This is a genomic window from Streptomyces sp. NPDC001222, assembly GCF_042896945.1.
Taxonomy (GTDB): domain Bacteria; phylum Actinomycetota; class Actinomycetes; order Streptomycetales; family Streptomycetaceae; genus Streptomyces; species Streptomyces gibsoniae.
On record NZ_JBIAXT010000001.1, the window covers coordinates 38,079 to 61,805 of the forward strand.

The window sequence follows — 23,727 nt, forward strand, 5'->3', positions numbered from 1 at the left end:
TGCCCCTGCGAGGACGTGGAAGGGAAGAGACGTTCACCCGTACGGGGACCGGTGAGGCGCCCGGGGTGGGGTGAGGGAGGCAGGGGCGGGGCGTGGGGGACTGCCCCTGCCTCCCACGGGACGGGCCGGCGGCGCCGGGAGGCCGGCGGCCCGCGTCTGTCGGTCCGCGCCGGTCAGTCCGCGGTCACCCGGAGTTCTTTCACCCCGTTGATCCAGGCGGAGCGCAGCCGTCGCGGGTCGCCGGCCACCCGGATGCCCGGCATGGTGTCGGCGATCGCGCCGAAGATGAGGTCGATCTCCAGGACGGCCAGGGACTTGCCGAGGCAGTAGTGCGGGCCTCCGCCGCCGAAGCCGAGGTGCGGATTGGGGTCCCGGGTGATGTCGAAGGCGTCCGGGTCGGTGAAGACCTCGGGGTCGTGGTTGGCCGAGGAGTAGAAGAGACCGACCCGGTCGCCCTTCCGGATCGGGGTGCCGCCCAGTTCGGTGTCCTGGGTGGCGGTGCGCTGGAAGGCGACGACCGGGGTCGCCCAGCGGACGATCTCCTCGGCGGTGGTCGACGGGCGCTCCCGCTTGAACAGCTCCCACTGGCCGGGGTGGGTGAGGAAGGCGTGCATGCCGTGCGTGATGGCGTTGCGGGTTGTCTCGTTGCCCGCGACGGCCAGCATCAGGACGAAGAAGCCGAACTCGTCGGAGGCGAGGTTGCCCTCGTCCTCGGCCGCCACCAGTGTGCTCACGATGTCCTTGGCCGGGCACTGCTTGCGCTCTGCGGCCATGTTCATCGCGTACGCGATGATCTGCGCGGCGGACTGGGCGCCGACCTCCTCGGTGACGGCGTACTCCGGGTCGTCGTACGCGATCATCCGGTTGGACCAGTCGAAGATCTTCGCCCGGTCCTCCTGCGGGACGCCGATCAGTTCGGCGATGGCCTGGAGCGGCAGCTCGCAGGCGACCTGGGTGACGAAGTCGAAGGGGCCCTCGTGGGCGCGGGCCTTGTCCACGATGGCGCGTGCCCGGGCGCGCAGCCGCTCCTCCAGCGCGCGGATGGCGCGCGGGGTGAAGCCGCGCTGGACGATCTGGCGCACCCGGGTGTGCTCGGGCGGGTCCATGTTCAGCAGGATGAGCCGCTGAGCGTCGATGCGGTCGCGCTCGATCTGCTCGTTGAAGCGGATGATCGCGGTGTTGAGGTACGAGGAGAAGATCTCCGGGTGCGTGGAGACGTACTTGACGTCCGCGTGCCGGGTGACGGCCCAGTAGCCGTCGTCCGCGAAACCGGCCACCCCCCGCGGCTGGGCGATCCAGTGGACCGGTTCCGCGCGGCGCAGCTCGGCGAACTCCGGCAGGGGCACACGGTGGTGCAGCACGTCCGGGTCGGTGAAGTCGAACCCGTCGGGCAGCGCGGGACAGGGCATGGGCCTCCCACCCTTCTGACGGCCCATCAGGAATTGCCGTGAAGGTAGTAACGGGTTCTACAAGCCGCAAGGGGTGTTGCGTGCCCGATTGCGTGCGGAACTCGTGCAGATCACGACTATCGGAGACTGCACGACTCTTGCGGCCCGGGAGGCCGGGTCCGCAGACTGCAAGCAGAACTAGAACGCGTACTAGTTCTGCGTGGCGGGTGGGCCGGGACGCCCGCGCCGCGCGGGTGACCGAGGAGAGGACGAACCCCCCATGGCCGCGGAACCCGTGATCGTCGAAGCCGTTCGTACCCCCATCGGCAGGCGCGGCGGCGCGCTCGCCAATCTGCATCCCGCCTATCTTCTGGGCGAGACCTATCGCGAGCTCCTCGGCCGCACCGGCATCCCCGCCGACTGCGTCGAGCAGATCGTCGGCGGAACGGTGACGCACGCCGGCGAGCAGTCGATGAACCCCGCGCGCACCGCGTGGCTGACCGTGGGCCTGCCGTACGAGACCGCGGCGACGACCGTCGACTGCCAGTGCGGCTCCTCCCAGCAGGCCGCGCACATGGTGGCCAACATGGTGGCGGCGGGCGTCATCGACGTCGGGATCAGCTGCGGTGTCGAGGCGATGTCCCGGGTGCCGCTCGGCTCCGGGTCCAAGCACGGCCCGGGCAAGCCGTTCCCGGACGAGTGGAACGTGGACCTGCCGAACCAGTTCGAGGCCGCCGAGCGGATCGCCCGGCATCGAGGGCTGACCCGGGAGAACGTCGACGCGCTCGGGCTGATCTCCCAGGAGCGCGCGGCGGTCGCCTGGGCCGAGGAGCGGTTCAAGCGGGAGGCGTTCGCCGTCCAGGTGCCGACGACCGAGGAGGAGCAGCGCGCCGGTCAGGGCATGTGGCGGCTGGTCGACCGGGACGAGGGCCTGCGCGACACCTCGCTCGACGCGCTGGCCGGGCTCAAGCCGATCATGCCGACGGCGGTCCACACGGCGGGCAACTCCTCGCAGATCTCGGACGGCGCGGCGGCCCTGATGTGGGCGTCGAAGCGGATGGCTCGCGCCCTGAAACTGCGGCCCCGGGCGCGGATCGTGGCGCAGGCGCTGGTGGGCGCGGACCCGCACTTCCACCTCGACGGCCCGATCGACGCGACGAAGGCGGTCCTGGGCAAGGCCGGGATGTCCCTGAGGGACATCGACCTGGTGGAGATCAACGAGGCGTTCGCATCAGTGGTGTTGAGCTGGGCGCAGGTCTTCGACCAGGACCTGGAGAGGGTGAACGTGAACGGCGGCGCGATAGCCCTGGGCCATCCGGTGGGAGCGACGGGCGCCCGGCTCATCACGACGGCACTCCACGAACTGGAGCGCACGGACAAGGAGTTCGCCCTGATCACGATGTGCGCGGGCGGCGGCCTGGCCACGGGCACGATCATCCAACGGCTCTAGACGAGTCATGGCGCATGCTGAGGGTGCGTGCGGAGACGTGAGCGGGGTGTCCAAGATCGGTCTGTGACAAGCGACCTGGACATCCTGCTCACCGCACGTCGAAGCGGCGGCGGGCGGCCTCGATGCGACCGAGGTACTGCTGGGTCCAGCAGCACATTCCATCGACCGTTGCGCGCAGGGCTCGGCCCGGCTCGGTGAGGGTGTACTCGACCCACGGCGGCACGGTGGGGTGCACCTTTCGTGGAGGTGACCGACGGGTTCTCCGGGCTCTTGTCGGCCCGGTCCGAGGTGCCGGAGGACTCGGAGGGCGGTCGCGGGCTGCTCCTGCTGGACGCGGTGGCCGACGAGTGGGGCGTGGAGCCGGAACCCTCGGGCGGCAAGACCGTGTGGTTCGAGTGCCGCTGTTGAGCGGGTGGCGAACACGCCGAAGGCGGCGGCCCCGGTGGGGGCCGCCGCCTTCGCAGTCACTGCGTTCGGCTCTGTCAGTACCAGTGGTGGGTGGACCAGAAGTTCCACGCGGCGGCGGGGCTGCCGTAGCGGGAGTTCATGTAGTTCAGGCCCCACTTGATCTGGGTGGCCGGGTTCGTCTTCCAGTCGGCACCGGCGGACGCCATCTTGGAGCCCGGCAGGGCCTGGACCAGGCCGTAGGCGCCGGAGGAGGCGTTGGTGGCGTGGATGTTCCAGCCGCTCTCGTGAGAGACGATCTTGTTGAACGCGGCGAACTGCGTGGCGTCCGGGATCATCTGGTGCGCGATCGCCTGAGCGTTGGTGGCCGAAGTGGGGGTGGCGGCCTGGGCGGGCGCCGAGGTCATCGCCAGGCCGGCCGCGGCAGCGGCGAGGGCGGTGGCGGCGACGGCCTTCTTCGGGGAGGCGATGCGGCGGATGAAGGAGACGGACACAGACAGACCTCATTCGTCGGGGACAGGGGGCGGCAGGCATGCCGGAACCACGCGGAGGTGGTGGGGGTATGCACTGGCGCCGCGACCCGAGTGGGTTCGTGGCGCCCTGCGACGTCATCCAGAGAAGCAGGCGGAAACCGCGTCCGCAATGCCCCCTTTTACTAGTGGTGGTCGCATCCGCGAGGAAGACCCCTTGTGTGACGTGGCTCTCAATGTGCAGGTCAGCGCCCTGATTGACGAGGGCATGGCGGCGGGTTGGGAGTACGGCCCCGCGTCGTAGGTGACGGTGGTCACGTGGGGCTCGTCACGGTTTGGGTGACGGAAAGCGCATAGCGGCTGTACACGGAGGAAGCGGACGGTGTGAGCCAGGTCGCACGCGAGGGGGCCGGATGTGACCGGCGCCGCACGCGTATGCGTCGCGAGCCCCCTCAGAGGGTCAGCGTGATCGCGGCGCCGATGCCGCCGAGGCCGAGGGCGATCGCGGCCGGGCCCCAACCTCCCCTGCCCCAGGGGAAGAGCCGGTCGAAGGCCAGTCGGCCGGGGCCGAGGGCGGCCACGGTGAGGGCGACTGCGGCGATGCCGATGTTGTACTCCATACCGCCCTGTGTGTCCCACAGGCCGTGGGGGGCGGTCTGGGTCGCCATGGCGTTGATCATCACGCCGATCAGGGCGGCGGAGGCGAGTGGGGTGAGCAGTCCGACGGCCAGGCCGAGGCCGCCGAGGAGTTCGGAGAGACCGCAGACGAGGGCGAAGGCCCTGCCCGGATGGAAGCCGAGGGAGGACAGATACTCGCCGGTGGCCGTCAGGCCCCGGCCTCCGAAGATCCCGAAGAGCTTTTGGGCGCCGTGCCCTGCCATCAGCAGTCCGAAGACCACTCTGAGGAGCAGAATTCCCCAGTCGCCGGCCCCTGAATACGGCCGACGCGTGCCGCGTGCCGCCGGTTCCACCGGTTCCATGGGAGTCGACGGCCGGTCCGAGTACGCCATCTGACCACTCCTGTGGAGGCGCCGTAAGGGGCGCTGACTCCAGCCTTTCGCGGTCACCCGGGATACGCATCTCGGCCCCGGCGGCAACGCGGCGCGTACGTCAGGCGGAGAGCGTCCGGAGGGGTAGCTCGATGCCGCACGGCCCTAGCGAGGGTCGAAGGCCACCGGGCTCTCGAAGGCGGCGCGGCGGGTCGCCCGGCGCAGGGCCTTGAGGACGGCGGGGCCGAGGGCGCAGGTCAGCACGACCGTGAGGACGGCCCGGCCCAGGTCCCAGCCCATGGAGGTGGCCAGGCAGTACGCGAGGAAGCGGGCGAGGTCGGTGGTGAGGCCGGCGTGCGGGTCGTAGGCGATGTTCGAGGCGAGCGCCCCCATGAAGGGCCAGCCGGCCAGGTTCATCACCGTGCCGTAGGCGAACGCGGCGAGGAACCCGTACCCGGCGAGCAGCGCCACCTCGCCCCGCCCCCGCAGGCCGTCCGGGCCGGGCAGCAGCCCCGCACCCAGCGTGAACCAGCCCATGGCCAGCATCTGGAACGGCAGCCAGGGGCCGACCCCGCCGGTCAGCAGCGCGGACGCGAACATGGTCACGTTGCCGAGCACGAAACCGAAGCCCGGCCCGAGCACCCGCCCGCTCAGCACCATCAGGAAGAACATCGGCTCCAGGCCCGCGGTACCGGCGCCGATCGGCCGCAGCGCGGCGCCGGTCGCGGCGAGCACACCGAGCATGGCGACGGCCTTCGGGCCGAGCCCCGACTCGGAGACCGCCGCCGCCACGACGCCGACGAGCAGCACGAGCAGCCCGGCGAAGAGCCAGGGAGCGTCCTGGGCGTGCGCGCCCAGGCCCGAGGCGGGATCGGCGAACAGGGGCCAGGCGAAGCCGACGGCACCGACCGCGCTCACCAGGAGGAGAGCGGCGACGGAACGGGGACCCAGGCGGACGGGGCGGGCCTGCGGGGTGGCCCGGGCGGCAGGGGCGGCGGTCCGTGCGCCGGAGTCGGTGGCCGTACCCGGGGATCGGTGGGTCATGACGCCAGCGCCTCGCGGACCTGGGCGACCGTGAGCCACGGCTGCGGGGCGAGGACCTTGGCCACCTGGGGCGCGTAGGACGGGGAGGCGACGACCACCTCGGCGGCCGGGCCGTCGGCGACGACCTCGCCGTCCGCGAGGATCACCACGCGGTGCGCGAGTTCGGCGGCGAGTTCCACGTCGTGCGTGGCCAGGACGAGGGCATGGCCCTCGGTGACGAGCCCGCGCAGCACGGTCACCAGACGGGCCTTCGCCGCGTAGTCGAGACCGCGCGTCGGCTCGTCCAGGAGCAGCAGCGGGGGGCGCGCGGTGAGCACGACGGCGAGCGCGAGCGCCAGCCGCTGCCCCTCCGAGAGATCCCTCGGGTGGGTGCCGTCCGCGACGCCCGGCAGCAGTTCGGACACCAGAGCCCGGCAGCTGCCCGGAGCGGCGTCCGCGTCCCGGTCGGCCGCCGCGCACTCGGCGGCCACCGTGTCCGCGTACAACAGATCCCGTGGCTCCTGCGGTACGAGGCCCACGCGGCGCACGAGGTCGCGCGGGGTGGTGCGGTGCGGCACCGCGCCACCGACGCGCACCTGGCCGCGAGCCGGTTCGACGAGCCCGACGAGCGCGGAGAGCAGGGTGGACTTCCCGGCGCCGTTGCGGCCCATGAGGGCGACGGTCTCGCCCGGGCCGACGGTGAGGTCGACATGGCGCAGGGCCTCGACGCGGCCACGGCGGACGCCGAGCCCCTGGACGACCGCGATGGGGAGGGGCGTCGCAGGAGTGACCGTCTCCTCGACGGGTGCCGGGGTGCGTCGGCGCAGGAAGCGGCGCGGGGCGGGGACGGCCGCGGGGTGCGCGATCGGGTGCGGGCTGCCGGTCCCGCGCGGTGCGGGCGCCGTCTCCGTCAGCCGTTCGCGCAGGCCGGCCGCGCGGCGGCGGGCGTCGCGGACGGTCAGCGGCAGCGGGGACCAGCCCGCCAGCCGGCCGAGGTCCACCACCGGCGGGTACACCGGGGAGACCGCCATCACCTCCGCCGGGGTGCCGAGGACCGGGCGGGCGCCGGGGGCCGGGAGGAGCACGACCCGGTCGGCGTAGTGCACGACCCGTTCCAGACGGTGTTCGGCCAGCAGGACCGTGGTGCCGAGGTCGTGGACGAGCCGTTGCAGCACGGCGAGGACCTCCTCGGCCGCCGCCGGGTCCAGTGCGGACGTCGGCTCGTCGAGGACGAGGACCCGAGGGTGCGGGGTGAGCACCGAGCCGATCGCCACGCGCTGCTGCTGGCCGCCGGAGAGGGTGGCGATCGGCCGGTCCCGCAGGCCCGCCAGGCCGAGCAGGTCGAGCGTCTCCTCGACCCGTCGCCGCATCACGTCCGGGGCGAGCCCCAACGACTCCATCCCGTAGGCGAGTTCGTCCTCGACGGTGTCCGTCACGAAGTGGGACAGCGGGTCCTGCCCCACCGTGCCGACCACGTCGGCGAGTTCGCGCGGCTTGTGGGTGCGGGTGTCGCGGCCGGCCACCGTGACCCGGCCGCGCAGGGTGCCGCCGGTGAAGTGCGGGACCAGTCCGCTGACCGCTCCGAGCACCGTCGACTTGCCGACCCCCGACGGGCCGACCAGCAGCGTCAGTTCACCCTCCGGGACCTCGAAGTCGATGTCCCGCACCACGGGTTCGGCCGTCCCCTCGTATGTCACGGAGACCTTCTCGAAGCGGATCACGCGGACTCCTCGGGGACGGGGGCGACGAACGCGGGCAGCAGGCCGAGCAGCACCGCCGTGGCGGGGAGCAGCGGCAGCGCGGGGGCGGCCAGGGGGACGACACCCGGGTGCAGGGCGGCGGGATCGTAGGCGGACCAGAGGGCCGGGAGCGCCGCCGCGGCGACCCCCGAGCCGGCCACCAGCCACGCCCGCGCGTCCCAGCTGTCGGGGCGGTAGCGGGTGCGCGCGGAGCGGCGGCCACCCAGCCGCAACCCGGAGAGGGCGGCCACGAGACCGGCGAGGAGGACGGGCAGGCCGTAGGCGGTCCCCTCCGCCGTCAGCAGTCCGTACGTGCCCGCGCAGACGCCGAGCAGGCCGCCGAGGGTGAGGGCGGTGGTGGTACGGCGGACGGCGGGCGGGACGGCCGCGGTGCGGCCGAAGCCGCGTGCGTCCATCGCGGCGGCGAGCGCCACCGAGCGTTCCAACGCGCCCTCCAGGACCGGAAGTCCGACCTGGGCCAGACCGCGCAGCCCCCGGTCGGGCCGGCCGCGCAGCCGGCGCGCGGCACGCAGCCGCCGTACGTCCGCGACGAGATGCGGGGCGAAGGTGAGCGCGACGACGACCGCCACGCCCGCCTCGTACAGCGCGCCCGGGAGGGCCTTCAGCATTCGGGCGGGGTTCGCGAGGGCGTTCGCCGCGCCCACGCAGATCAGCAGGGTGGCCAGCCGCAGACCGTCGTACAGGGCGAAGACGAGGCTCTCGGCGGTGACCCGGCCGCCGAGTCGGATGCCCTGCGCCCAGTGCGGGAGCGGGACCTCGGGGAGGGTGAACAGGGTGTGGGTGCCGGGGATGGGGGAGCCGAGGACCACGGTGAACAGCAGCCGGATGGCGAGGACGGCGAGACCGAGCCTGGCGAAGGCCGCGTAGGAGCGGGACCAGGGGGCGGTGGTCCGCCGGGCCGCCACGACATAGGCGGACACCGCGATCAGGAGGGCCAGCAGCAGCGGGTTGGTGGTGCGGGTGGCGGCGGTGGCGAGCCCGAGGGCCCACAGCCACCAGGCGCCCGGGTGCACGGCCGGCCGGCCACGGCCGGGACGGGGCGCCACCGTCAGCCCCTGCGGCGGCGCGCCTGCCACACCGCCGCCGCGCCCAGCACGGCCACGGCGGCGGCGCCCGCGAGGAGGCCCACCGACGGGCCGTGGTGTGCCCTGCTCTTCGCCGACGCCTGTCCCTTGTGGTCCGTGCCCTTCGCCGGGGCGCGGTCCTGCCCGGACGTCACCTGCTCGCCGCAGCCCTTGGCCGGGTAACCCGCTATCGCGCACAGCAGGGCGTTGGTGTCGTAGCGCAGCGGGCCCGCGACCGCGGCGAGCGCGTCCGCCGTCGTCGCGTCGCCGGGCACCCGGGCGCACGCCGTGCGCCCGGCCGGCGGCCGTTCCCCGGAGGGGGCGTCCGCCGCCGTGCCGAAGTCGAGGATCAGGGCCACGCGCTTCTGACCGCCCCGGGCGGGTGTGCCCGCGCAGATCGTCGCGAAGTCCGCGCTGCCGCGCGGCTCGGTCGCGTCCGAGGAGTCCTCGCTCACCGCGAACCGGAAGCCCTGGACGTCCCCGTCGGCGGGACGGCTGGTCGACGGGCCCTGGGTGGCGTACGTCCAGGCGTTGCCACCGCGTTCCCAGAAGGACCAGTAGCGGTAGCCGACGGCCTGGGCCCGGCCCGCGCCTCCCAGCAGCACGCATGCCGCCAGGAGGACGAGGAGGGGCGCGGTCAGGAGCCGGGCGCCCGCCGGGAGGCGGGTCACGGCTGCTGCCGCTTGCCGCGGCCGCTGAGCAGGAAGCCGATGCCGATACCGGCGACGAGGAAGACGCCGACGATCCACCACACGCCGAAGGCGGAGCCCGAGTCGTCCTTCTCGGCGGGCTTCTCGGTCTGGTCGGTCTTCGGGGTCGGGCCGGCCGCCTGCGGCGCCGGGCCTGTCGCGTTGAGCGCGCTGACCAGGTCGGTTCCGCCGAAGTGGCGCGGGTCGGTGCCGGTCGCGTGCGCGGCGAGGATCAGCTGCGCGTACGCGGCCGGGCCGCTCTGCCGCGCCCACGGCCCGGAGTGGCCCTGAAGCCACTTCAGGGCGCCGGACGCCCGCTCGCCCTGGCCGGCGGTGGCGAGGGCCACCACCGCGTCCGCCGTGTTGCCGTAGTCGGGCTGGTCCTTGGCGCCGGGCAGGGCCGAGGTGAGGTGCTGGTCCTTGGCCAGGGCCTTGAGCAGGTACGCGGCGCCGTTGTGCGCGGCCTGGCGCACGTCGGTGGCCTTCCCGCACGCCGGGGCCGCGCTCTGAGCCGGAGCCTTCTCCCCGGCGAGCCCCTTGCCGAGCGCGCCGGTCACGGCCGCCGCCGTGGCGTCCGCGTTGGCGGTGAGCGCGCCCTTCTTGTCGGGCTGGTAGGCGAAGGCGCCCGCCCCGTCGCCGTCGCAGGGCAGCGCGAGCTTCAGCAGCGCGTCGTAGGGGGACTTGCCGTCCTTGCGGACGTCCTGCGGCTGCTCGCCGGCCGCCGTGAGCGCACCGATCACGACGGACGTCGAGTTCGCGTCGCTCGCGCCGCCCGCGGTGTAGCCCCAGCCGCCGTCCTTGTTCTGCACGGACTTCAGCCAGGCGACCGCCTTGCCGCTCTCGGCTCCATGACCGCCGAGCGCGGCCAGGGCCTGGACGGCCGCCGCGGTGTTGTTCGTGTCGACGGGCGTCTTGGCGTCGCACTTCGCGCTCGGCTGCGCGCGGTAGGGGGCGAAGGCACCGCTCGCGCACTGCTGGCCCGTCAGCCAGTCCACGGCGGCGGTGGCGGGCCGCACACCGGCCGTGTGCTGGGCGAGCAGGGCCAGCGACTGCCGCCAGACGCCGTCGTACGTGGGGTCCCCGGTGCCGTAGAGGCCGGACGGCAGCGAGGGCGAGGCGGACGAGGCGGGGGAGGCGGCGAAGGCCGTGGCGGGGGCCCCGGCGACGGCGGCGATGGCGGCGAGTACCGCGGCGCTGCGGCGAACGATCATGATCGGCGGGTGCCTCTCCCTTGGTGTCCGGGAGCAGGGCGGCACGGGGCATCCCCCGGGCGGCTCGGCTCCGTAGACCTCGACGGTGCCGTACACCGGCGGGCTGCCGGTGCGCGTGAGCCGGTCACGTCCCGTACGCGGTGCTCCGGCTCGCCGCCGCGCGGGCGGCTCACGGTTGCGGGGTCAGCGCCGGATTTGCACCGGCTTTCCCCCGTAAGGGTGTGAGAACGACCCGGCTACTGTACCCGCCGGTAGAAGCGCCCTTGAGAGGCCCCTGTGAGAGGGCCCCTGGCCGGGACGGCACCCGGTCCCGGCAGGCCCCGCCGGGACCGGGTGCCGTCCCGGCCCCGGGACCGGGGGGTGCGGCGGCGGTTACCGCGCGGACCGCTGGGTCTCGGCCATCTCCGCGGTGATCCGGTCGCCCCCGGCTCGGCGCTGCACCATCGCGCTGAGCGTCGGGGCGACCCCGCCGACCATCGCGCCGAGCCGCAGCCCCAGCGGTGCGACGTCGATCTCGGCCGGGTTGCGGTCCACCGCCCGGAGCACGGCGCGCGCGACGTCCCGCGGAGTCCGGGTGCCGACCCCGCGCGGCAGGCTGACGCCCGTCCTGGCGAACATGCCCGCGTCGCGGATGAACCCGGGGAAGACCGTCGTCACCCCCACCCCGTACGGCTGGAGGTCCTCGCGCAGTGCCAGCGCGAAGCCGCGCATCCCGAACTTGCTCGCGCTGTACAGCGCGGCCCCGCCGGAGGCGGTCTTGCCCATCAGCGAGGAGATGAAGACCAGGTGCCCGCTGCGGCGGCTGATCATCGCCTCCGCGGCGAGCCTCGCCATGACCACCGGCGCCCGCAGATTGACGTCCAGCATCCGGTCGATGTCCTCGACGGACAGCTCGGGCACGGCTCCGCTCGCGGGGAGCGCGGCGTTGGCGACCACGATGTCCACCCGGCCGGCACGGCCCAGCAGGTCCCGCGCGCCGTCCGGGTCGGAGAGGTCGGCGGCCAGAGCGCGACCGCCGAGCCGTCCGGCCAGGTCCTCCAGTACGTCGGCGCGGCGGCCGGTCAGCACCAGCTGCGCCCCGCGTGCCGCGAGCGCCTCGGCGATGGCGTGGCCGATTCCACCGGTCGCTCCGGTGAGCAGAACCCGTGCGTCTCGAAGGTGCATTGAGATTCTCCTGTCCTGGTCAGAGGGACTTGAGGAAGTCGATGAGGTGGGCGTTGACCTCGGCGGGGCGTTCTTCGGCGACCCAGTGGCCGGTGTCGCGCAGCAGCACCACGTCCCGCAGGTCCGGCACCACGGCGCGCATCCGCGCCGCCATGTCCGGCCCGGCGACGGCGACGTTGAGGTCCTTGTCGCCACCGATGAACAGCGCCGGAGGGGTGATCCGGGCGCCGTCGAACGCGGCGGTCAGCGCCCAGTTGCGGTCCAGGTTGCGGTACCAGTTGAGCGGGCCGGTGAAGCCGCTCTCGGCGAACCCGGCGGCGTAGGCGGCGATGTCGTCCTCGCTCAGCCAGCCGGGGAGCCGGTCCGGCTCGGGGAACATGTCCATGGGCTCGGTGCCCTCCCGCACCACCGGGATCAGGGCGGGGGCCTCACCGGAGAGCCCGTACATGATCCGGCGGAAGGTCGTCGGCAGGTCCCGCTCCAGCACCGGGTCGGCGACCCCGGGCTGCTGGAAGTAGTTCATGTAGAAGCCCTCGCCGAGCCTGGCCCGCAGCAGCCCCAGCGGCGGCCGGGACGAGCGGGGCCCGATCGGGGAGCTGAGCGAGACCACGCCGCGCACGAGGTCGGGCCGGAACATCGCGGTGTGCCAGGCGACGGGACCGCCCCAGTCGTGGCCGACCACGACGGCCTGCCGCTCGCCGAGGGCCTCGATGAGCGCCACGACGTCGCCGACGAGGTGCAGGATCGTGTAGTCCTCGATCCGCTCCGGGCGCGAGGTGCGGCCGTAGCCGCGCTGGTCCGGTGCCACCACGTGGTAGCCGGCCGCGGCCAGTGGGGCCATCTGGTGGCGCCAGTTGTAGGACGTCTCGGGGAAGCCGTGCAGCAGGAGTACCAGAGGGCCGTCGCCGGCTTCGGCGAGGTGCACGCGCAGGCCGTCGGCCTCCACGAAGCGGCGGGTGATCTCGGTCAAGGCGCGTCTTCTTTCGGGATGCTGCCCGGCTCGTGGGGCTCCGGTCGACGCGGCCGGAGAACGCGGGCGGTCAGTCGAGTGGTGCGTCGAGGGTGATGCTCGCCCAGCAGTGGTCCTGGAGCGGGATGCCGATCGCGACGAGCACATTGATCAACATGCCGATGCCGAAGACGTGGGTGACCTCCGCGTCGGAACTGAGGAGGCGCTCCAAGGGGTTCATGGGGTCCATATGCCTTGGTACCAGGGGCGGTCCGCGAGGCGCGAGGGTCTTACACGGCCGTGTACGCCACGGGGTCCGTGCCCGGGACCGGTTCCGCTCGGCCCAGTTTCACCAGGCGGCGCAGATGGGCCTCAGCCTCCGAGACCGCGATGGTGCGGGAGCCGTAGGGGATCTGTGCCCAGGGGCGGTTCCACTCCATGCGTTCGGCGAGCTGCCAGGGGGTCAGCGGGGTGCCGAGCAGGGCGAGCAGGCCGGTCAGCCGCTCCTCGTGGTGGGCCAGCAGCTCCCGGACGCGGGCGGGAGCGTCGGTGAACGGCTGCTGGTGGGCCGGGAGCACCTCGGCGGGCGCGAGGCGGCCGACACGCTCCAGGGAGTCGAGGTAGTCGCCGAGCGGATCGGCGACCGCGGTGGTGTCGTCCACGTCCTCGTAGAGGCCGATGTGCGGGGTGATCTCCGGCAGCAGATGGTCGCCGGAGAACAGCCGGCCGCGGCCCGGGAGCCCGGCGGGATGCTTCTCCTCCAGATGGAGGCAGACATGGCCGGGTGTGTGCCCCGGGGTCCAGATCGCGCGCAGCCTGCGGCCGGGCAGGTCCAGCAGCTCGCCGGGGACGATCTCACGGTCGGGCAGGGCGGGGGAGAGGCCGGGCAGCGAGCGCGACCTGCGCAGCGGCGCGAGGTGCTCCTCGGGGGCGCCGGCCGCCGCGAGCTTGACGCTCATATAGGTGAACCAGTGCTCGGGCCGGGCCTCGCGGGTGCGGCGTACGACCGCGGTGTCCGCCGCGTGCATCGCGACCCAGGCGCCGGAGGCCGCACGGACCCGGCCCGATAGGCCGTGGTGGTCGGGGTGGTGATGGGTGATCACCACGCCGTGGATCTCCGCGGCCGAGGTGCCGCACGCCTGAAGTCCCTCGGTGAGGGCGTCCCAGGAGTCCGGGTCGTCCCAGCCCGTGTCGACCAGCACCGGGCCGCGGTCGGTGTCGACGACGTAGACCAGGGTGTGGCCGAGGGGATTGTCCGGGATGGGAACCCTGAGGGACCGAACGCCCCCGCCGTGATCGGCCGTCTGCGCCATGCGCTCCCCCATCGCCGCCCTCCGGCCCACTATAACTAGAACACGTTTCGACAGTAGCCCGCTGTCTCTCACCCGTGCGTGGACTCCGTCGGTCGGAACTGGTAACAGTTCTGGTGTCGACAAGATCTGATGGTTCGTCAGCAAGTGTCCCGGGGAGGCAGTCGGCCATGACCGAGCTCGTGGAACACGGACAGCTGTTCATCGGCGGGGAGTTGACCGACCCCCTGGGCAAGGACGTCATCGAGGTGGTCTCCCCGCACACCGAGGAGGTCATCGGCCGCGTGCCGCACGCCTCGCGCGAGGACGTCGACCGGGCCGTCGCCGTCGCGCGCCGCGCCTTCGACGAGGGGCCCTGGCCGAGGGCGACGCTCGACGAGCGGATCGAGGTCGTGACGAGGATCAAGGACGGGATCGCCGCGCGCCACGAGGAGATCGCCCGGGTGATCTCCGCCGAGAACGGCTCCCCGTACTCCTGGAGCGTCCTCGCGCAGGCGCTCGGCGCGATGATGGTGTGGGATTCGGCGATCACGGTCGCGCGGTCCTTCTCCTACGAGGAGCGGCGCGACGGCGTCCTCGGGAGGATTCTCGTGCGGCGCGAGCCGGTCGGGGTCGTGGCGGCCGTGGTGCCGTGGAACGTCCCGCAGTTCGTCGCCGCCGCCAAGCTCGCGCCCGCGCTGCTCGCCGGCTGCACCGCGCTGCTCAAGCCGTCGCCCGAGTCCCCGCTCGACGCCTATCTCCTCGGCGAGATCGCCCGGGAGGCCGGGCTGCCGGAGGGCGTGCTGTCGATCCTGCCCGCGGACCGCGAGGTGAGCGAGCACCTCGTCGGGCACCCCGGCGTCGACAAGGTGTCCTTCACCGGCTCGGTGGCGGCGGGCAGGCGCGTGATGGAGGTCGCCGCGCGGAACCTGACGCGGGTGACCCTGGAGCTCGGCGGCAAGTCGGCGGCGGTGGTGCTGCCCGACGCGGACGTCGACCGCGCCGTGGCGGGGATCGTCCCGGCCGCCTGGATGAACAACGGCCAGGCGTGTGTGGCCCAGACCCGCATCCTGCTGCCGCGCTCGCGCTACGACGAGTTCGCCGACGCCTTCGCCGCCGCGGCGGGCGCGCTCGTGGTCGGCGACCCGCTGGACGCGGCCACCCAGGTCGGGCCGCTCGTGGCCAGGCGCCAGCAGCAGCGCAGCCTCGACTACATCCGGATCGGCCAGGAGGAGGGCGCCAAGGTCCTCACCGGCGGCGGGCGCCCGCCCGGCCTCGACCGCGGCTGGTACGTGGAGCCGACCCTCTTCGGCGACGTCGACAACTCCATGCGCATCGCCCGCGAGGAGATCTTCGGACCCGTGATCTGTCTGCTGCCCTACGGCGACGAGAGCGAGGCCGTGAAGATCGCGAACGACTCCGAGTACGGACTCAGCGGCAGTGTGTGGACCGCGGACGTCGAGCACGGCATCGAGATCGCCCGGCAGGTGCGGACCGGCACGTACTCGGTGAACACCTTCAGCCTCGACATGCTCGGCCCCTTCGGCGGCTACAAGAACTCCGGGCTGGGCCGGGAGTTCGGGCCCGAGGGCTACGGCGAGTTCCTGGAGCACAAGATGATCCATCTGCCCGCCGGCCACGGGGAGGCGTAGCGCATGGGCGACCGCTGGCACATCGAGGTCGACCGCACCCTCTGCATCGGCTCCATGCAGTGCGTCCACCGGGCACCCGACGCCTTCCGCCTCGACTCGGCCCGGCAGTCCCATCCCGTGGCGCCGGACGCCGACGCGGGGGAGCCGGTCCTGGAGGCGGCGGAGAACTGCCCGGTGGAGGCGATCCTGATCACGCTGGCCGAGAGCGGGGAACCCGTGTTCCCTCCGGAGGACTAGATGCCCGAAATGTTCAAAAAATCTTGATTTGTGGTCTTCCATCCCGACAGTCGGGGACTACACTGATAAGTGCCTACGGGATGAGTGAAGACACTCAACCGGAGTAGCCGACTTCGGCGTGAAGTTTCGATTTCCGCTTGGGCCGACATCGACGGTCGAGTGAACATCGGAAGATCGAGAGATCGGAAGATGGTTGGAACTTGTCTCGTAGGTCTTTTTCATGCCCGGCCCGCCGGATCCGTCAGGTCGATCAGCCGGCACACCGTCTCGATGTCGATCCTGACCTGGGCGATGGAGGCGCGGCCGGAGAGCCAGGTGATCAGCGCCGAGTGCCAGGTGTGCTCGATCACGCGGACCGCGGCCAGCTGCTCCGGGGCCGGATCCTCCAGCCCCATCGCGTCCAGGATGATCGCCGTCGTCTGCCGGGACACCTGGTCCACCTCCGGCGAGACACTGCGGTCCGCGAAGGTCAGGGCGCGGACCATGGCGTCGGCGAGATGAGGCTCGCGCTGGAGCGCCCGGAAGGCGCGCATCAGGGTCTCCGCGACCCGCTCGGCCGCCGTCTCCCCGGCGGGCGGCTTCTTCCTGAGTGTGCGGTGCAGATGCTCCAGCTGGTCCTGCATGGTCGCGACCAGCAGATGCACCTTCGACGGGAAGTAGCGGTACAGCGTGCCGAGCGCCACCTGCGAGGACTCGGCCACCTCGCGCATCTGCACCGCGTCGAAACCGCCCCGGCCGGCCAGCTGCGCGCTCGCGTGCAGGATCCGGCGGCGGCGCGCCTCCTGCCGCTCGGTGAGCGGAGGTGAGGCCGGCTGCGCCGCCGGTCGCGCGGTACTGGATGGCACCTTGGCTTCCGCTGGCATGGGTCCCGTTCCGTGTTCCGTGACAGTCGGTGAGGGTGAGTGATCAGACAGCATGGCAGGGGTCCGTCCCGTGGCGCGAATCACCTGATCCACTGCTCACACTGCCCTTACCTGCCGGTAGATTCAGAGCCTCTTCAACGATCAAGTCTGAAACTTGTTCTAGATTACCGTCCCGTCGTAGTCTCGCGGGAAATGGCAGGGAGAAGGGGCCACGAGTGACCGCTGAGGCCAGGGAGGCAGGGCCCGAGGAGGACTCGGCCGCGGACGGCGACCGCCCGCTGCGCATCGCGCTCCTGACGTACAAGGGAAACCCGTTCTGCGGCGGCCAGGGCGTGTACGTACGGCATCTCTCACGTGAGCTGGCCCGGCTCGGCCACCGGGTCGAGGTCATCGGCGCCCAGCCGTACCCCGTACTGGACGAGGGCGAGGACCTTCAGGGCCTGTCCCTCACCGAACTGCCGAGCCTCGACCTGTACCGCCAGCCCGACCCCTTCCGCACCCCGCGGCGCGAGGAGTACCGGGACTGGATCGACGCCGTCGAGGTCGCGACGATGTGGACCGGCGGCTTTCCCGAGCCGCTGACGTTCTCGCTGCGGGCCGGCCGTCATCTGCGCGCCCGGCGCGGCGACTTCGACGTCGTGCACGACAACCAGACGCTCGGCTACGGCCTGTTGGGCGACCTCGGCGTGTCGCTGGTCACCACCATCCATCACCCCATCACCGTGGACCGGCAACTGGAGCTGGACGCGGCCGAGGGCTGGAAGCGGCGGGCGTCCGTCCGGCGCTGGTACGCGTTCACCCGCATGCAGAAGCGGGTCGCGCGCCGGCTGCCGTCGGTGCTCACCGTCTCCGGCACCTCCCAGCAGGAGATCGTGGACCACCTCGGTGTGTCCCGCGACCGGATCCACGTCGTGCACATCGGCGCCGACACCGACCTTTTCTCGCCGGATCCCGCGGTGCCGCAGGTACCCGGCCGGATCGTGACCACGTCCAGCGCGGACGTGCCGCTCAAGGGACTCGTCTTCCTGATCGAGGCCCTCGCCAAGGTGCGGACCGAGCACCCCGGGGCGCATCTCGTCGTCGTCGGCAAGCGCGCGGAGGACGGCCCGGTCGCGCAGGCGATCGAGCGCTACGGACTCGAACACGCCGTCGAGTTCGTCAAGGGCATCTCGGACGCCGAACTGGTCGACCTGGTGCGCTCGGCCGAGGTGGCGTGCGTGCCGTCGCTGTACGAGGGCTTCTCGCTGCCGGCGGCCGAGGCGATGGCGACCGGTACGCCGCTGGTGGCCACGACCGGTGGCGCCATACCGGAGGTCGCCGGACCCGACGGCGAGACCTGTCTGGCGGTGCCGCCCGGTGACGCCGGCGCACTGGCGGCGGGCCTGAGCCGGCTGCTCGGGGACCCGGAACTGCGGGCGCGCCTCGGCGCGGCGGGCCGCCGGCGGGTGCTGCGCCACTTCACCTGGGCCAAGGCGGCACAGGGCACGGTGACGCGGTACCGCGAGGCGATCGCCGCCCTTGCCGGCCCGGCCGCCCACCGCTCACCGGCCGCGCCTCCCAGCCGTTTCACGACCGTAGCCAGGACGACGGGCGCGGACGCGCCCTCCGCCGCCTCCGCAGGCGCCGAGGCCGCCGTCGGGGCGACCGCCGCTTCGGTGTCCGACGCCGATTCCAACCGCGAAAGCAGGGCCACGTGCTGACCGTCGACTTCTCCCGGTTCCCGCTCGCCCCGGGCGACCGTGTCCTGGACCTCGGCTGCGGTGCCGGACGGCACGCGTTCGAGTGCTACCGGCGCGGCGCCCAGGTCGTGGCCCTGGACCAGAACGGCGAGGAGATCCGCGAGGTCGCCAAGTGGTTCGCGGCGATGAAGGAGGCCGGGGAGGCCCCCGAGGGCGCCACCGCGACCGCCATGGAGGGCGACGCCCTCGCGCTGCCCTTCCCGGACGAGTCCTTCGACGTCGTGATCATCTCCGAGGTCATGGAGCACATCCCGGACGACAAGGGCGTCCTCGCCGAGATGGTCCGGGTGCTCAGGCCGGGCGGCCGTATCGCGATCACCGTGCCGCGCTACGGGCCCGAGAAGGTCTGCTGGACCCTGTCCGACGCCTACCACGAGGTCGAGGGCGGCCACATCCGCATCTACAAGGCGGACGAACTCCTCGCGAAGATACGGGAGGCGGGACTGAGGCCGTACGGCACGCACCACGCGCACGCGCTGCACTCTCCGTACTGGTGGCTGAAGTGCGCGTTCGGCGTCGACAACGACAAGGCGCTGCCGGTGCGCGCGTACCACAAGCTCCTCGTCTGGGACATCATGAAGAAGCCGCTCGCCACCCGGGTCGCGGAACAGGCCCTGAACCCGCTGATCGGCAAGAGTTTCGTGGCCTACGCGACCAAACCGCACCTGCCGCGGGTCGACGAGCCGGCCGCGTCCGCCGCGTCCTCCGGGCGCTCCGAGGCGGCCGCCAAGTGACGACTCCCCGGACGGAACACCTGGTCCTGCCCGGGGTCCTCACCGCCGAGGAGGCCACCGCGACCGTCGGCGGGATCCTCGCCGCACAGCGGGAGGACGGAGCCATACCGTGGTTCCGCGGACACCATCTCGACCCGTGGGACCACGTCGAGGCGGCCATGGCGCTCGACGCGGCCGGCGAACACGCGGCGGCCGAGCGGGCGTACGACTGGCTGGCCCGGCACCAGAACGAGGACGGCTCCTGGTACGCGGCCTACGCCGACGGAGAGCCGGAGCGCATCACCGACCGCGGCCGGGAGACGAACTTCGTCGTGTACGTGGCCGTCGGCGTCTGGCACCACTACCTGGCCACCGGCGACGACACGTTCCTGGACCGGATGTGGCCGACGGTGTACGCGGCCGTGGAGTTCGTGCTCCGGCTGCAGCAGCCCGGCGGGCAGATCGGCTGGAAGCGCGAGGACGACGGCACGGACGTCGCGGACGCGCTGCTGACCGGGTGCTCGTCCGTCCACCACGCGCTGCGCTGCGCCCTCGCGATCGCCGAGCAGCGGGAGGAGCCGCAGCCGGACTGGGAGCTGGCGGTGGGCGCGCTGCGGCACGCCATCGGCCGGCACCCCGAGCGGTTCCTGGACAAGGGCCGCTACTCGATGGACTGGTACTACCCCGTCCTCGGCGGTGCGGTGACCGGCGCGGCGGCGAAGGAGCGCATCGAGGCGGACTGGGAACGCTTCGTGGTGCCCGGGCTCGGGGTGCGCTGCGTCGTCCCCAACCCGTGGGTGACCGGCGGCGAGTCGGCCGAACTCGCCCTGGCGCTGTGGGTGATGGGCGAGTCCGACCGCGCGCTGGAGATCCTCCAGTCGATCCAGCATCTGAGGGACCCGGAGACGGGCCTGTACTGGACCGGCTACGTCTTCGAGGACCAGGTGATCTGGCCGCGTGAACTCACCACCTGGACGGCGGGCTCGCTGCTGCTGGCCGTGGCGGCGCTCGGCGGCCACGAGCCGACCTGCGCGGTCTTCGGCGGCGAACACCTGCCGAGGGGGCTGGACCCGGACTGCTGCGCCTAGGTGGATTGACCCGCGTTGTTTACGCGGCTGATCGGTGGGGGCCGCCGAGTGCGGTGTGGCATGGCGTCGCGGGCAGGCGGGAGTTTGACGACCCGTGCTGTGACCGGGAAGGTTCGCCGAACTCGGCGAAGCTTCCCCGCCGCAGCACCGGCCTCCCGGTCCGGTCAGGGGCTCAGTGGCGCTGGATGCGGTTGGCGATGGTGTGGCCGATGAAGAGGTAGACCACCGCGGCCAGACCGTACCCGGCGACCACCCGGGCCCAGGCCTTGTTGAACGTGAACAGGTCACGCGACCAGCCCGCGAGCCACTGGGCGGTGTCGTGGACGAACTGCACCAGAGCGTTGGCCGGATTCGCGTGCAGCAGATACATCAGTATCCACAGGCCCAGGATGAGGGCCATGACATCGGCGACGACCGCTATGACCGTGCCGGCCTGATTGGCACCGTTGCGATATCGAGGGGACATGCTCTCCGGATTGCCCGTCGGCCTGTGTTGAAACGCGTCGGGGGCCCTGGAGGCCTTGCGGGACAAGGGTTTCACCCGATCGGCCGCGCCGGGGCGGCGCGTCGCGGCGGGCCGGGTGAGGCTGCCGGTGGAGCAGTCACCCTGGTCGACCCGGAGGACTCCTGTGCCCGTGCCCCCGATACGCGCCCTCGCCCCCGTTCTCGCGCTGTGCAGCACCCTGCCGGTCGGCGCCGCCGCCTGCGGGAGCGGCAGTGCCACCCGGCAGGTGGCCGCCTACATCACGGTCCCCTCGCCGTCCCCGAGCACCCAGGCGCAGCGGCAGCAACTGGCCAGATCCCGGTTCGCGCTGAGCGCGGGCCTCGCGGCCGGGACGGTCCGGCAGTGGATAGTGAAGCCGTGGAAGAGCGGTGAGTTCGCCGACGGCGCGCCGGGTCGCGCGGCCACGCTGCTCAAGGCGGGCCTCGCGGGCACCTTCGCCTACGACCGGCTCAAGGGCGCGCGGTACAACGCCCAGGGCGACCCCGCGCTGGCCAGGGCCCTCGCGCCGGTCAGCGCGTCCATCGACGCCCTCAAGTATCTGCCGGGCAAGCTCCGCCACGGCGACGCCGCGGCCGTCGCCGCCTTCGACGCCGTGGTCCGCAAGGTGAAGGCCGCGGGCAAGAGTGCGGGCGTCACCGTGCACAACCAGGTGCCGTCCGGGCCCCAGCTCGCCCGGGGCTGAACCGGGGGAGTGCTAGGTCCTGTCGTCGAACTCGCGTCGTCGCCCGGAGGGCGGCCCCTGCGGCGTCAGGTGCGTGCTCTGGGGGCACCCCCTGCTCGAAGAGCTCTGGGGAGTGCCGGGCGGAAGCCCTCGTACTGGAGGTACGTGGGGTTTCGCCCGGTGCGGCGGAGGGGGCACCGCCCGCGCGAGCGAAGCCGAGCGTGGAGGAGCGTGCATGGCGTCGCAGGCGGGAGTCTGACGACAGGACCTAGGTGCTCAGCTCGGCCAGCACGCGGAGGGTGTGCGGGTCGGGGGACAGGGCGAGCAGGTCCGTGACCGGGCCCTTGCGCCACAGCTCCAGACGTTCGGCGATCCGGCGGCGCGGTCCGACGAGGGAGATCTCGTCCGCGAAGGCGTCGGGCACGGCGAGCACCGCCTCCTCCCGCCGCCCTTCCAGGAACAGCCGCTGGATCCGGTGCGCCTCCTCCTCGTAGCCCATGCGCGCCATGAGGTCGGCATGGAAGTTGCGCCCGCCCGTCGCCCGGCCGCCACCCCTGACGGAGCGCTCCGCGCGCCCCTGCATCGGGCCCATCCCGCCGATGTAGAAGCCGAGCATCGCCTTCACCGGCAGCAGTCCTTCGGCCACGTCGTCGCAGACCTTGACCCGGGCCATCGGTGCGACGAGGAAGCGGCCAGGTCCGGTCGTCGAACTCCCGTCGTCCGCCCGGAGGGCGGGCCCTGCGGCGTCAGGTGCGTGCTCTCGGCGTGCCGCGCGCAGGCCCTCGTACTGGATGTACTCGGGACGGTGCGGGGTGCGGCGAGAGTGCGTCGCGGGGCAGGCGGGAGTTCGACGACAGGGCCCGGGGCTCGCTTCCCCGTCGCTCTCCCGCCGCCCGGCCAGCGACGCCTCGTAGACCTCCGGACGGGTCGGCGACCAGTACAGCGGCAGCCAGCCGTCCGCGATCCGTACCGTCTGCGCCACGTTCTTCGGGCCTTCCGCGCCCAGCAGGACGGGAAGGTCCGCCCGCAGCGGATGAGTGATCGGCTTCAGCGGCTTCCCGAGCCCGGTGCCGTCCGCGCCCCGGTACGGCAGCGCGTGGAAGCGGCCGTCCAGCGTCACCGGGCCCGCGCGCCGCAGCACCTGGCGGACGACGTCGACGTACTCCCTCGTCGCGGTCAACGGGGAGGCGGGGAACGGCCGTCCGTACCAGCCCTCGACGACCTGAGGCCCCGACAGACCGAGGCCGAGCATCATCCGGCCGCCGGAGAGATGGTCGAGGGTGAGCGCGTGCATCGCCGTGGCGGTGGGGGAGCGGGCCGCCATCTGGGCGACCGCCGTCCCCAGTTTGATCCTCGATGTCCGCGCGGCGATCCAGGTCAGCGGGGTGAAGGCGTCCGAGCCCCAGGACTCGGCGGTCCACACGGAGTCGTAGCCGAGCCGTTCGGCCTCCCGCGCGAGCGCGAGGTGGCCCGCGTCGGGGCCGCGACCCCAGTAGCCGAGCGCCAGTCCCAGCCGCATCACGCCTCCAGACGTCCACGACTGACGGTTCGTCAGTACCTTGCCGGAGGTGCGACTGTACGACGACGGCCCCCCGCCCGGAAGGGCGAGGGGCCGTACGGAAGCGGTCGGAACGCTCAGCCGCGCTGGATGCCGCTCGTGTCCTGGAGCACGCCGCGGCGGCCGTCCTGCGTCTGCGCCACCAGGCCGGGGCCGCGCTGCTCGACGGCCAGGTACCAGGTGCCGGGGGCGAGTTCGGCGATCGGCACGGGCGAGCCGTCCTCCGCGTACAGCGGGCGCGGTACCGGGACGGCGAACCAGAACGGGGAGAACTCCGCGGCGGGTGCCGGCTGCGGCTGGCCGCCGTAGGCCTGCGTCGGCTGGGGCTGGGGCTGGCCGTAGGGCTGCTGCTGGGCGCCCGGGTAGCCGTGACCGGCCGACGGCTGCGCGCCGTAGGGCTGGGGTGCGGCCGGCTTGGGGGCGGGGACGAGGGCGGCCTGCAGGGCCGGGACGAGCGGGGCGGCGACTGCGGCGGCGGCCAGCACGAGGGCGGCGATGAAACCGAGGATGAGACCGGCGCCCGCGTTGTTGGCGTCGATCAGCGTCCACAGCAGCACCCACGCGGAGGCGACGGTCAGCGCGGTCCCGAAGGCTCCCAGCTCCAGGCCCGCGACCTTGCGCGGCGCGGGGAGCAGCCGGGCGAACACGACGAGCCCGCCCCCGATCACCCCGGCCGTGTAGGTGCCGAGCCCGAGCCCGAGGTCGTCCCAGGCGCTGGGAAGGTCGAGCCGGGAACAGATCGCGGCGTCGACGCTGCCGCAGCCGGTGAGATCGAGGAACGACGCGATGAACAGCACTACCGCTGCTCCGATCACCACGCCGTCGCCTCTAGTGAGGGAGCGGATATTCACTTCGGGTCC

24 protein-coding genes, 1 pseudogene and 1 riboswitch are annotated in these 23,727 nt (G+C 72.8%); of the genes and pseudogenes, 8 read left to right on the plus strand and 17 right to left on the minus strand.

Going from position 1 to position 23,727, the window contains the following annotated elements; translation table 11 throughout:
* Window positions 1–173: 173 nt before the first annotated feature.
* Entirely contained in the window at window positions 174–1,409 is a 1,236-nt protein-coding gene (locus ACFY2Z_RS00185; protein WP_390741921.1) for a cytochrome P450, read from the minus strand.
* Window positions 1,410–1,668: 259 nt separating this feature from the next.
* On the opposite strand from ACFY2Z_RS00185, the gene ACFY2Z_RS00190 reads away from it, so the two are divergent.
* Window positions 1,669–2,838 carry a steroid 3-ketoacyl-CoA thiolase gene (locus tag ACFY2Z_RS00190; protein WP_390741922.1) on the plus strand — a complete coding sequence of 390 codons (1,170 nt, stop codon included), beginning with the start codon at window positions 1,669–1,671 and terminating at the stop codon, window positions 2,836–2,838.
* Between the two features lie 88 nt (window positions 2,839–2,926).
* On the opposite strand, the pseudogene ACFY2Z_RS00195 reads toward ACFY2Z_RS00190, so the two are convergent.
* A pseudogene (locus ACFY2Z_RS00195) lies at window positions 2,927–3,079 on the minus strand (winged helix-turn-helix transcriptional regulator); the annotation flags it as partial.
* On the opposite strand from ACFY2Z_RS00195, the gene ACFY2Z_RS00200 reads away from it, so the two are divergent.
* Entirely contained in the window at window positions 3,079–3,246 is a 168-nt protein-coding gene (locus ACFY2Z_RS00200; RefSeq protein ID WP_390741923.1) for an ATP-binding protein, read from the plus strand. The pseudogene ACFY2Z_RS00195 and the gene ACFY2Z_RS00200 overlap by 1 nt on opposite strands.
* Window positions 3,247–3,320: 74 nt before the next feature.
* Here ACFY2Z_RS00200 and ACFY2Z_RS00205 read toward each other — a convergent pair whose 3' ends face one another.
* The 11 genes from ACFY2Z_RS00205 to ACFY2Z_RS00255 form a co-directional block, all read right to left on the minus strand.
* Window positions 3,321–3,737, minus strand: a complete 417-nt coding sequence (locus ACFY2Z_RS00205; RefSeq protein WP_311690440.1) for a transglycosylase SLT domain-containing protein — start codon at window positions 3,735–3,737, stop codon at window positions 3,321–3,323.
* A 428-nt stretch (window positions 3,738–4,165) separates the two neighbouring features.
* Entirely contained in the window at window positions 4,166–4,723 is a 558-nt protein-coding gene (locus ACFY2Z_RS00210) for a DoxX family protein (RefSeq protein ID WP_390741924.1), read from the minus strand.
* Window positions 4,724–4,867: 144 nt separating this feature from the next.
* Complete coding sequence (locus ACFY2Z_RS00215; protein ID WP_390741925.1) at window positions 4,868–5,746, minus strand: ECF transporter S component; 879 nt, start codon at window positions 5,744–5,746, stop codon at window positions 4,868–4,870.
* Window positions 5,743–7,446 carry an ABC transporter ATP-binding protein gene (locus tag ACFY2Z_RS00220; RefSeq protein ID WP_390741926.1) on the minus strand — a complete coding sequence of 568 codons (1,704 nt, stop codon included), beginning with the start codon at window positions 7,444–7,446 and terminating at the stop codon, window positions 5,743–5,745. Before ACFY2Z_RS00220 ends, ACFY2Z_RS00215 begins: the two co-directional genes overlap by 4 nt.
* A complete protein-coding gene (locus tag ACFY2Z_RS00225) occupies window positions 7,443–8,561 on the minus strand; it encodes an energy-coupling factor transporter transmembrane component T (protein WP_390741927.1) in 1,119 nt (372 codons plus the stop codon). The genes ACFY2Z_RS00220 and ACFY2Z_RS00225 overlap by 4 nt, the downstream gene beginning before the upstream one ends.
* Entirely contained in the window at window positions 8,534–9,220 is a 687-nt protein-coding gene (locus tag ACFY2Z_RS00230; protein WP_390741928.1) for an SCO2322 family protein, read from the minus strand. Before ACFY2Z_RS00230 ends, ACFY2Z_RS00225 begins: the two co-directional genes overlap by 28 nt.
* On the minus strand, window positions 9,217–10,449 hold the full coding sequence (locus tag ACFY2Z_RS00235; RefSeq protein WP_390741929.1) for a prenyltransferase/squalene oxidase repeat-containing protein: 1,233 nt from the start codon (window positions 10,447–10,449) through the stop codon (window positions 9,217–9,219). The genes ACFY2Z_RS00230 and ACFY2Z_RS00235 overlap by 4 nt, the downstream gene beginning before the upstream one ends.
* Window positions 10,450–10,567: 118 nt before the next feature.
* Window positions 10,568–10,697, minus strand: a riboswitch (cobalamin riboswitch).
* 124 nt (window positions 10,698–10,821) lie between these two features.
* Window positions 10,822–11,613, minus strand: a complete 792-nt coding sequence (locus tag ACFY2Z_RS00240; RefSeq protein ID WP_390741930.1) for an SDR family NAD(P)-dependent oxidoreductase — start codon at window positions 11,611–11,613, stop codon at window positions 10,822–10,824.
* A gap of 19 nt (window positions 11,614–11,632) precedes the next feature.
* Window positions 11,633–12,583 carry an alpha/beta fold hydrolase gene (locus ACFY2Z_RS00245; protein ID WP_390741931.1) on the minus strand — a complete coding sequence of 317 codons (951 nt, stop codon included), beginning with the start codon at window positions 12,581–12,583 and terminating at the stop codon, window positions 11,633–11,635.
* A gap of 70 nt (window positions 12,584–12,653) precedes the next feature.
* Complete coding sequence (locus ACFY2Z_RS00250) at window positions 12,654–12,803, minus strand: hypothetical protein (RefSeq protein WP_390741932.1); 150 nt, start codon at window positions 12,801–12,803, stop codon at window positions 12,654–12,656.
* Between the two features lie 49 nt (window positions 12,804–12,852).
* Window positions 12,853–13,875, minus strand: coding sequence for an MBL fold metallo-hydrolase (locus tag ACFY2Z_RS00255; RefSeq protein ID WP_390741933.1), 1,023 nt, complete (start codon window positions 13,873–13,875; stop codon window positions 12,853–12,855).
* A gap of 167 nt (window positions 13,876–14,042) precedes the next feature.
* On the opposite strand from ACFY2Z_RS00255, the gene ACFY2Z_RS00260 reads away from it, so the two are divergent.
* Complete coding sequence (locus tag ACFY2Z_RS00260; RefSeq protein ID WP_390741934.1) at window positions 14,043–15,503, plus strand: aldehyde dehydrogenase; 1,461 nt, start codon at window positions 14,043–14,045, stop codon at window positions 15,501–15,503.
* Window positions 15,504–15,506: 3 nt separating this feature from the next.
* On the plus strand, window positions 15,507–15,740 hold the full coding sequence (locus tag ACFY2Z_RS00265) for a ferredoxin (protein WP_390741935.1): 234 nt from the start codon (window positions 15,507–15,509) through the stop codon (window positions 15,738–15,740).
* A 218-nt stretch (window positions 15,741–15,958) separates the two neighbouring features.
* On the opposite strand, the gene ACFY2Z_RS00270 is transcribed toward ACFY2Z_RS00265, so the two are convergent.
* The gene (locus tag ACFY2Z_RS00270) at window positions 15,959–16,603 is read right to left on the minus strand and encodes a TetR family transcriptional regulator (RefSeq protein ID WP_390741936.1); all 645 of its coding nucleotides are present in this window, start codon (window positions 16,601–16,603) and stop codon (window positions 15,959–15,961) included.
* A gap of 215 nt (window positions 16,604–16,818) precedes the next feature.
* Between ACFY2Z_RS00270 and ACFY2Z_RS00275 the strand changes: the two genes are divergently transcribed.
* Genes ACFY2Z_RS00275 through ACFY2Z_RS00285 form a run of 3 tightly spaced genes read left to right on the plus strand, consistent with a single transcriptional unit; the run spans window position 16,819 to window position 20,143 of the window.
* Window positions 16,819–18,303 carry a glycosyltransferase family 4 protein gene (locus ACFY2Z_RS00275; RefSeq protein WP_390741937.1) on the plus strand — a complete coding sequence of 495 codons (1,485 nt, stop codon included), beginning with the start codon at window positions 16,819–16,821 and terminating at the stop codon, window positions 18,301–18,303.
* Window positions 18,297–19,076, plus strand: coding sequence for a class I SAM-dependent methyltransferase (locus ACFY2Z_RS00280; RefSeq protein ID WP_390741938.1), 780 nt, complete (start codon window positions 18,297–18,299; stop codon window positions 19,074–19,076). The genes ACFY2Z_RS00275 and ACFY2Z_RS00280 overlap by 7 nt, the downstream gene beginning before the upstream one ends.
* Complete coding sequence (locus ACFY2Z_RS00285; protein ID WP_390741939.1) at window positions 19,073–20,143, plus strand: prenyltransferase/squalene oxidase repeat-containing protein; 1,071 nt, start codon at window positions 19,073–19,075, stop codon at window positions 20,141–20,143. The genes ACFY2Z_RS00280 and ACFY2Z_RS00285 overlap by 4 nt, the downstream gene beginning before the upstream one ends.
* 172 nt (window positions 20,144–20,315) lie before the next feature.
* Here ACFY2Z_RS00285 and ACFY2Z_RS00290 read toward each other — a convergent pair whose 3' ends face one another.
* A complete protein-coding gene (locus ACFY2Z_RS00290) occupies window positions 20,316–20,609 on the minus strand; it encodes a hypothetical protein (protein ID WP_355907665.1) in 294 nt (97 codons plus the stop codon).
* Window positions 20,610–20,778: 169 nt separating this feature from the next.
* Between ACFY2Z_RS00290 and ACFY2Z_RS00295 the strand changes: the two genes are divergently transcribed.
* A complete protein-coding gene (locus ACFY2Z_RS00295) occupies window positions 20,779–21,330 on the plus strand; it encodes a hypothetical protein (protein WP_390741940.1) in 552 nt (183 codons plus the stop codon).
* Between the two features lie 247 nt (window positions 21,331–21,577).
* Here ACFY2Z_RS00295 and ACFY2Z_RS00300 read toward each other — a convergent pair whose 3' ends face one another.
* Together ACFY2Z_RS00300 and ACFY2Z_RS00305 are read right to left on the minus strand one after the other, a co-directional pair.
* On the minus strand, window positions 21,578–22,828 hold the full coding sequence (locus tag ACFY2Z_RS00300) for an LLM class flavin-dependent oxidoreductase (protein WP_390741941.1): 1,251 nt from the start codon (window positions 22,826–22,828) through the stop codon (window positions 21,578–21,580).
* Window positions 22,829–22,944: 116 nt separating this feature from the next.
* Window positions 22,945–23,718: a DUF5336 domain-containing protein gene (locus ACFY2Z_RS00305; RefSeq protein WP_390741942.1), complete on the minus strand. Its 774-nt coding sequence runs from the start codon at window positions 23,716–23,718 to the stop codon at window positions 22,945–22,947.
* Window positions 23,719–23,727: the final 9 nt, after the last annotated feature.

Excerpts from the sequence above, each read along its gene's own strand:
- ACFY2Z_RS00185 (WP_390741921.1), bottom strand. The coding sequence starts at position 1,409 with ATGCCCTGTCCCGCGCTGCCCGACGGGTTCGACTTCACCGACCCGGAC.
- ACFY2Z_RS00190 (WP_390741922.1), top strand. The coding sequence starts at position 1,669 with ATGGCCGCGGAACCCGTGATCGTCGAAGCCGTTCGTACCCCCATCGGC.
- ACFY2Z_RS00210 (WP_390741924.1), bottom strand. The coding sequence starts at position 4,723 with ATGGCGTACTCGGACCGGCCGTCGACTCCCATGGAACCGGTGGAACCG.
- ACFY2Z_RS00215 (WP_390741925.1), bottom strand. The coding sequence starts at position 5,746 with ATGACCCACCGATCCCCGGGTACGGCCACCGACTCCGGCGCACGGACC.
- ACFY2Z_RS00235 (WP_390741929.1), bottom strand. The coding sequence starts at position 10,449 with ATGATCGTTCGCCGCAGCGCCGCGGTACTCGCCGCCATCGCCGCCGTC.
- ACFY2Z_RS00240 (WP_390741930.1), bottom strand. The coding sequence starts at position 11,613 with ATGCACCTTCGAGACGCACGGGTTCTGCTCACCGGAGCGACCGGTGGA.
- ACFY2Z_RS00250 (WP_390741932.1), bottom strand. The coding sequence starts at position 12,803 with ATGAACCCCTTGGAGCGCCTCCTCAGTTCCGACGCGGAGGTCACCCAC.
- ACFY2Z_RS00255 (WP_390741933.1), bottom strand. The coding sequence starts at position 13,875 with ATGGCGCAGACGGCCGATCACGGCGGGGGCGTTCGGTCCCTCAGGGTT.
- ACFY2Z_RS00260 (WP_390741934.1), top strand. The coding sequence starts at position 14,043 with ATGACCGAGCTCGTGGAACACGGACAGCTGTTCATCGGCGGGGAGTTG.
- ACFY2Z_RS00265 (WP_390741935.1), top strand. The coding sequence starts at position 15,507 with ATGGGCGACCGCTGGCACATCGAGGTCGACCGCACCCTCTGCATCGGC.
- ACFY2Z_RS00270 (WP_390741936.1), bottom strand. The coding sequence starts at position 16,603 with ATGCCAGCGGAAGCCAAGGTGCCATCCAGTACCGCGCGACCGGCGGCG.
- ACFY2Z_RS00290 (WP_355907665.1), bottom strand. The coding sequence starts at position 20,609 with ATGTCCCCTCGATATCGCAACGGTGCCAATCAGGCCGGCACGGTCATA.
- ACFY2Z_RS00300 (WP_390741941.1), bottom strand. The coding sequence starts at position 22,828 with ATGCGGCTGGGACTGGCGCTCGGCTACTGGGGTCGCGGCCCCGACGCG.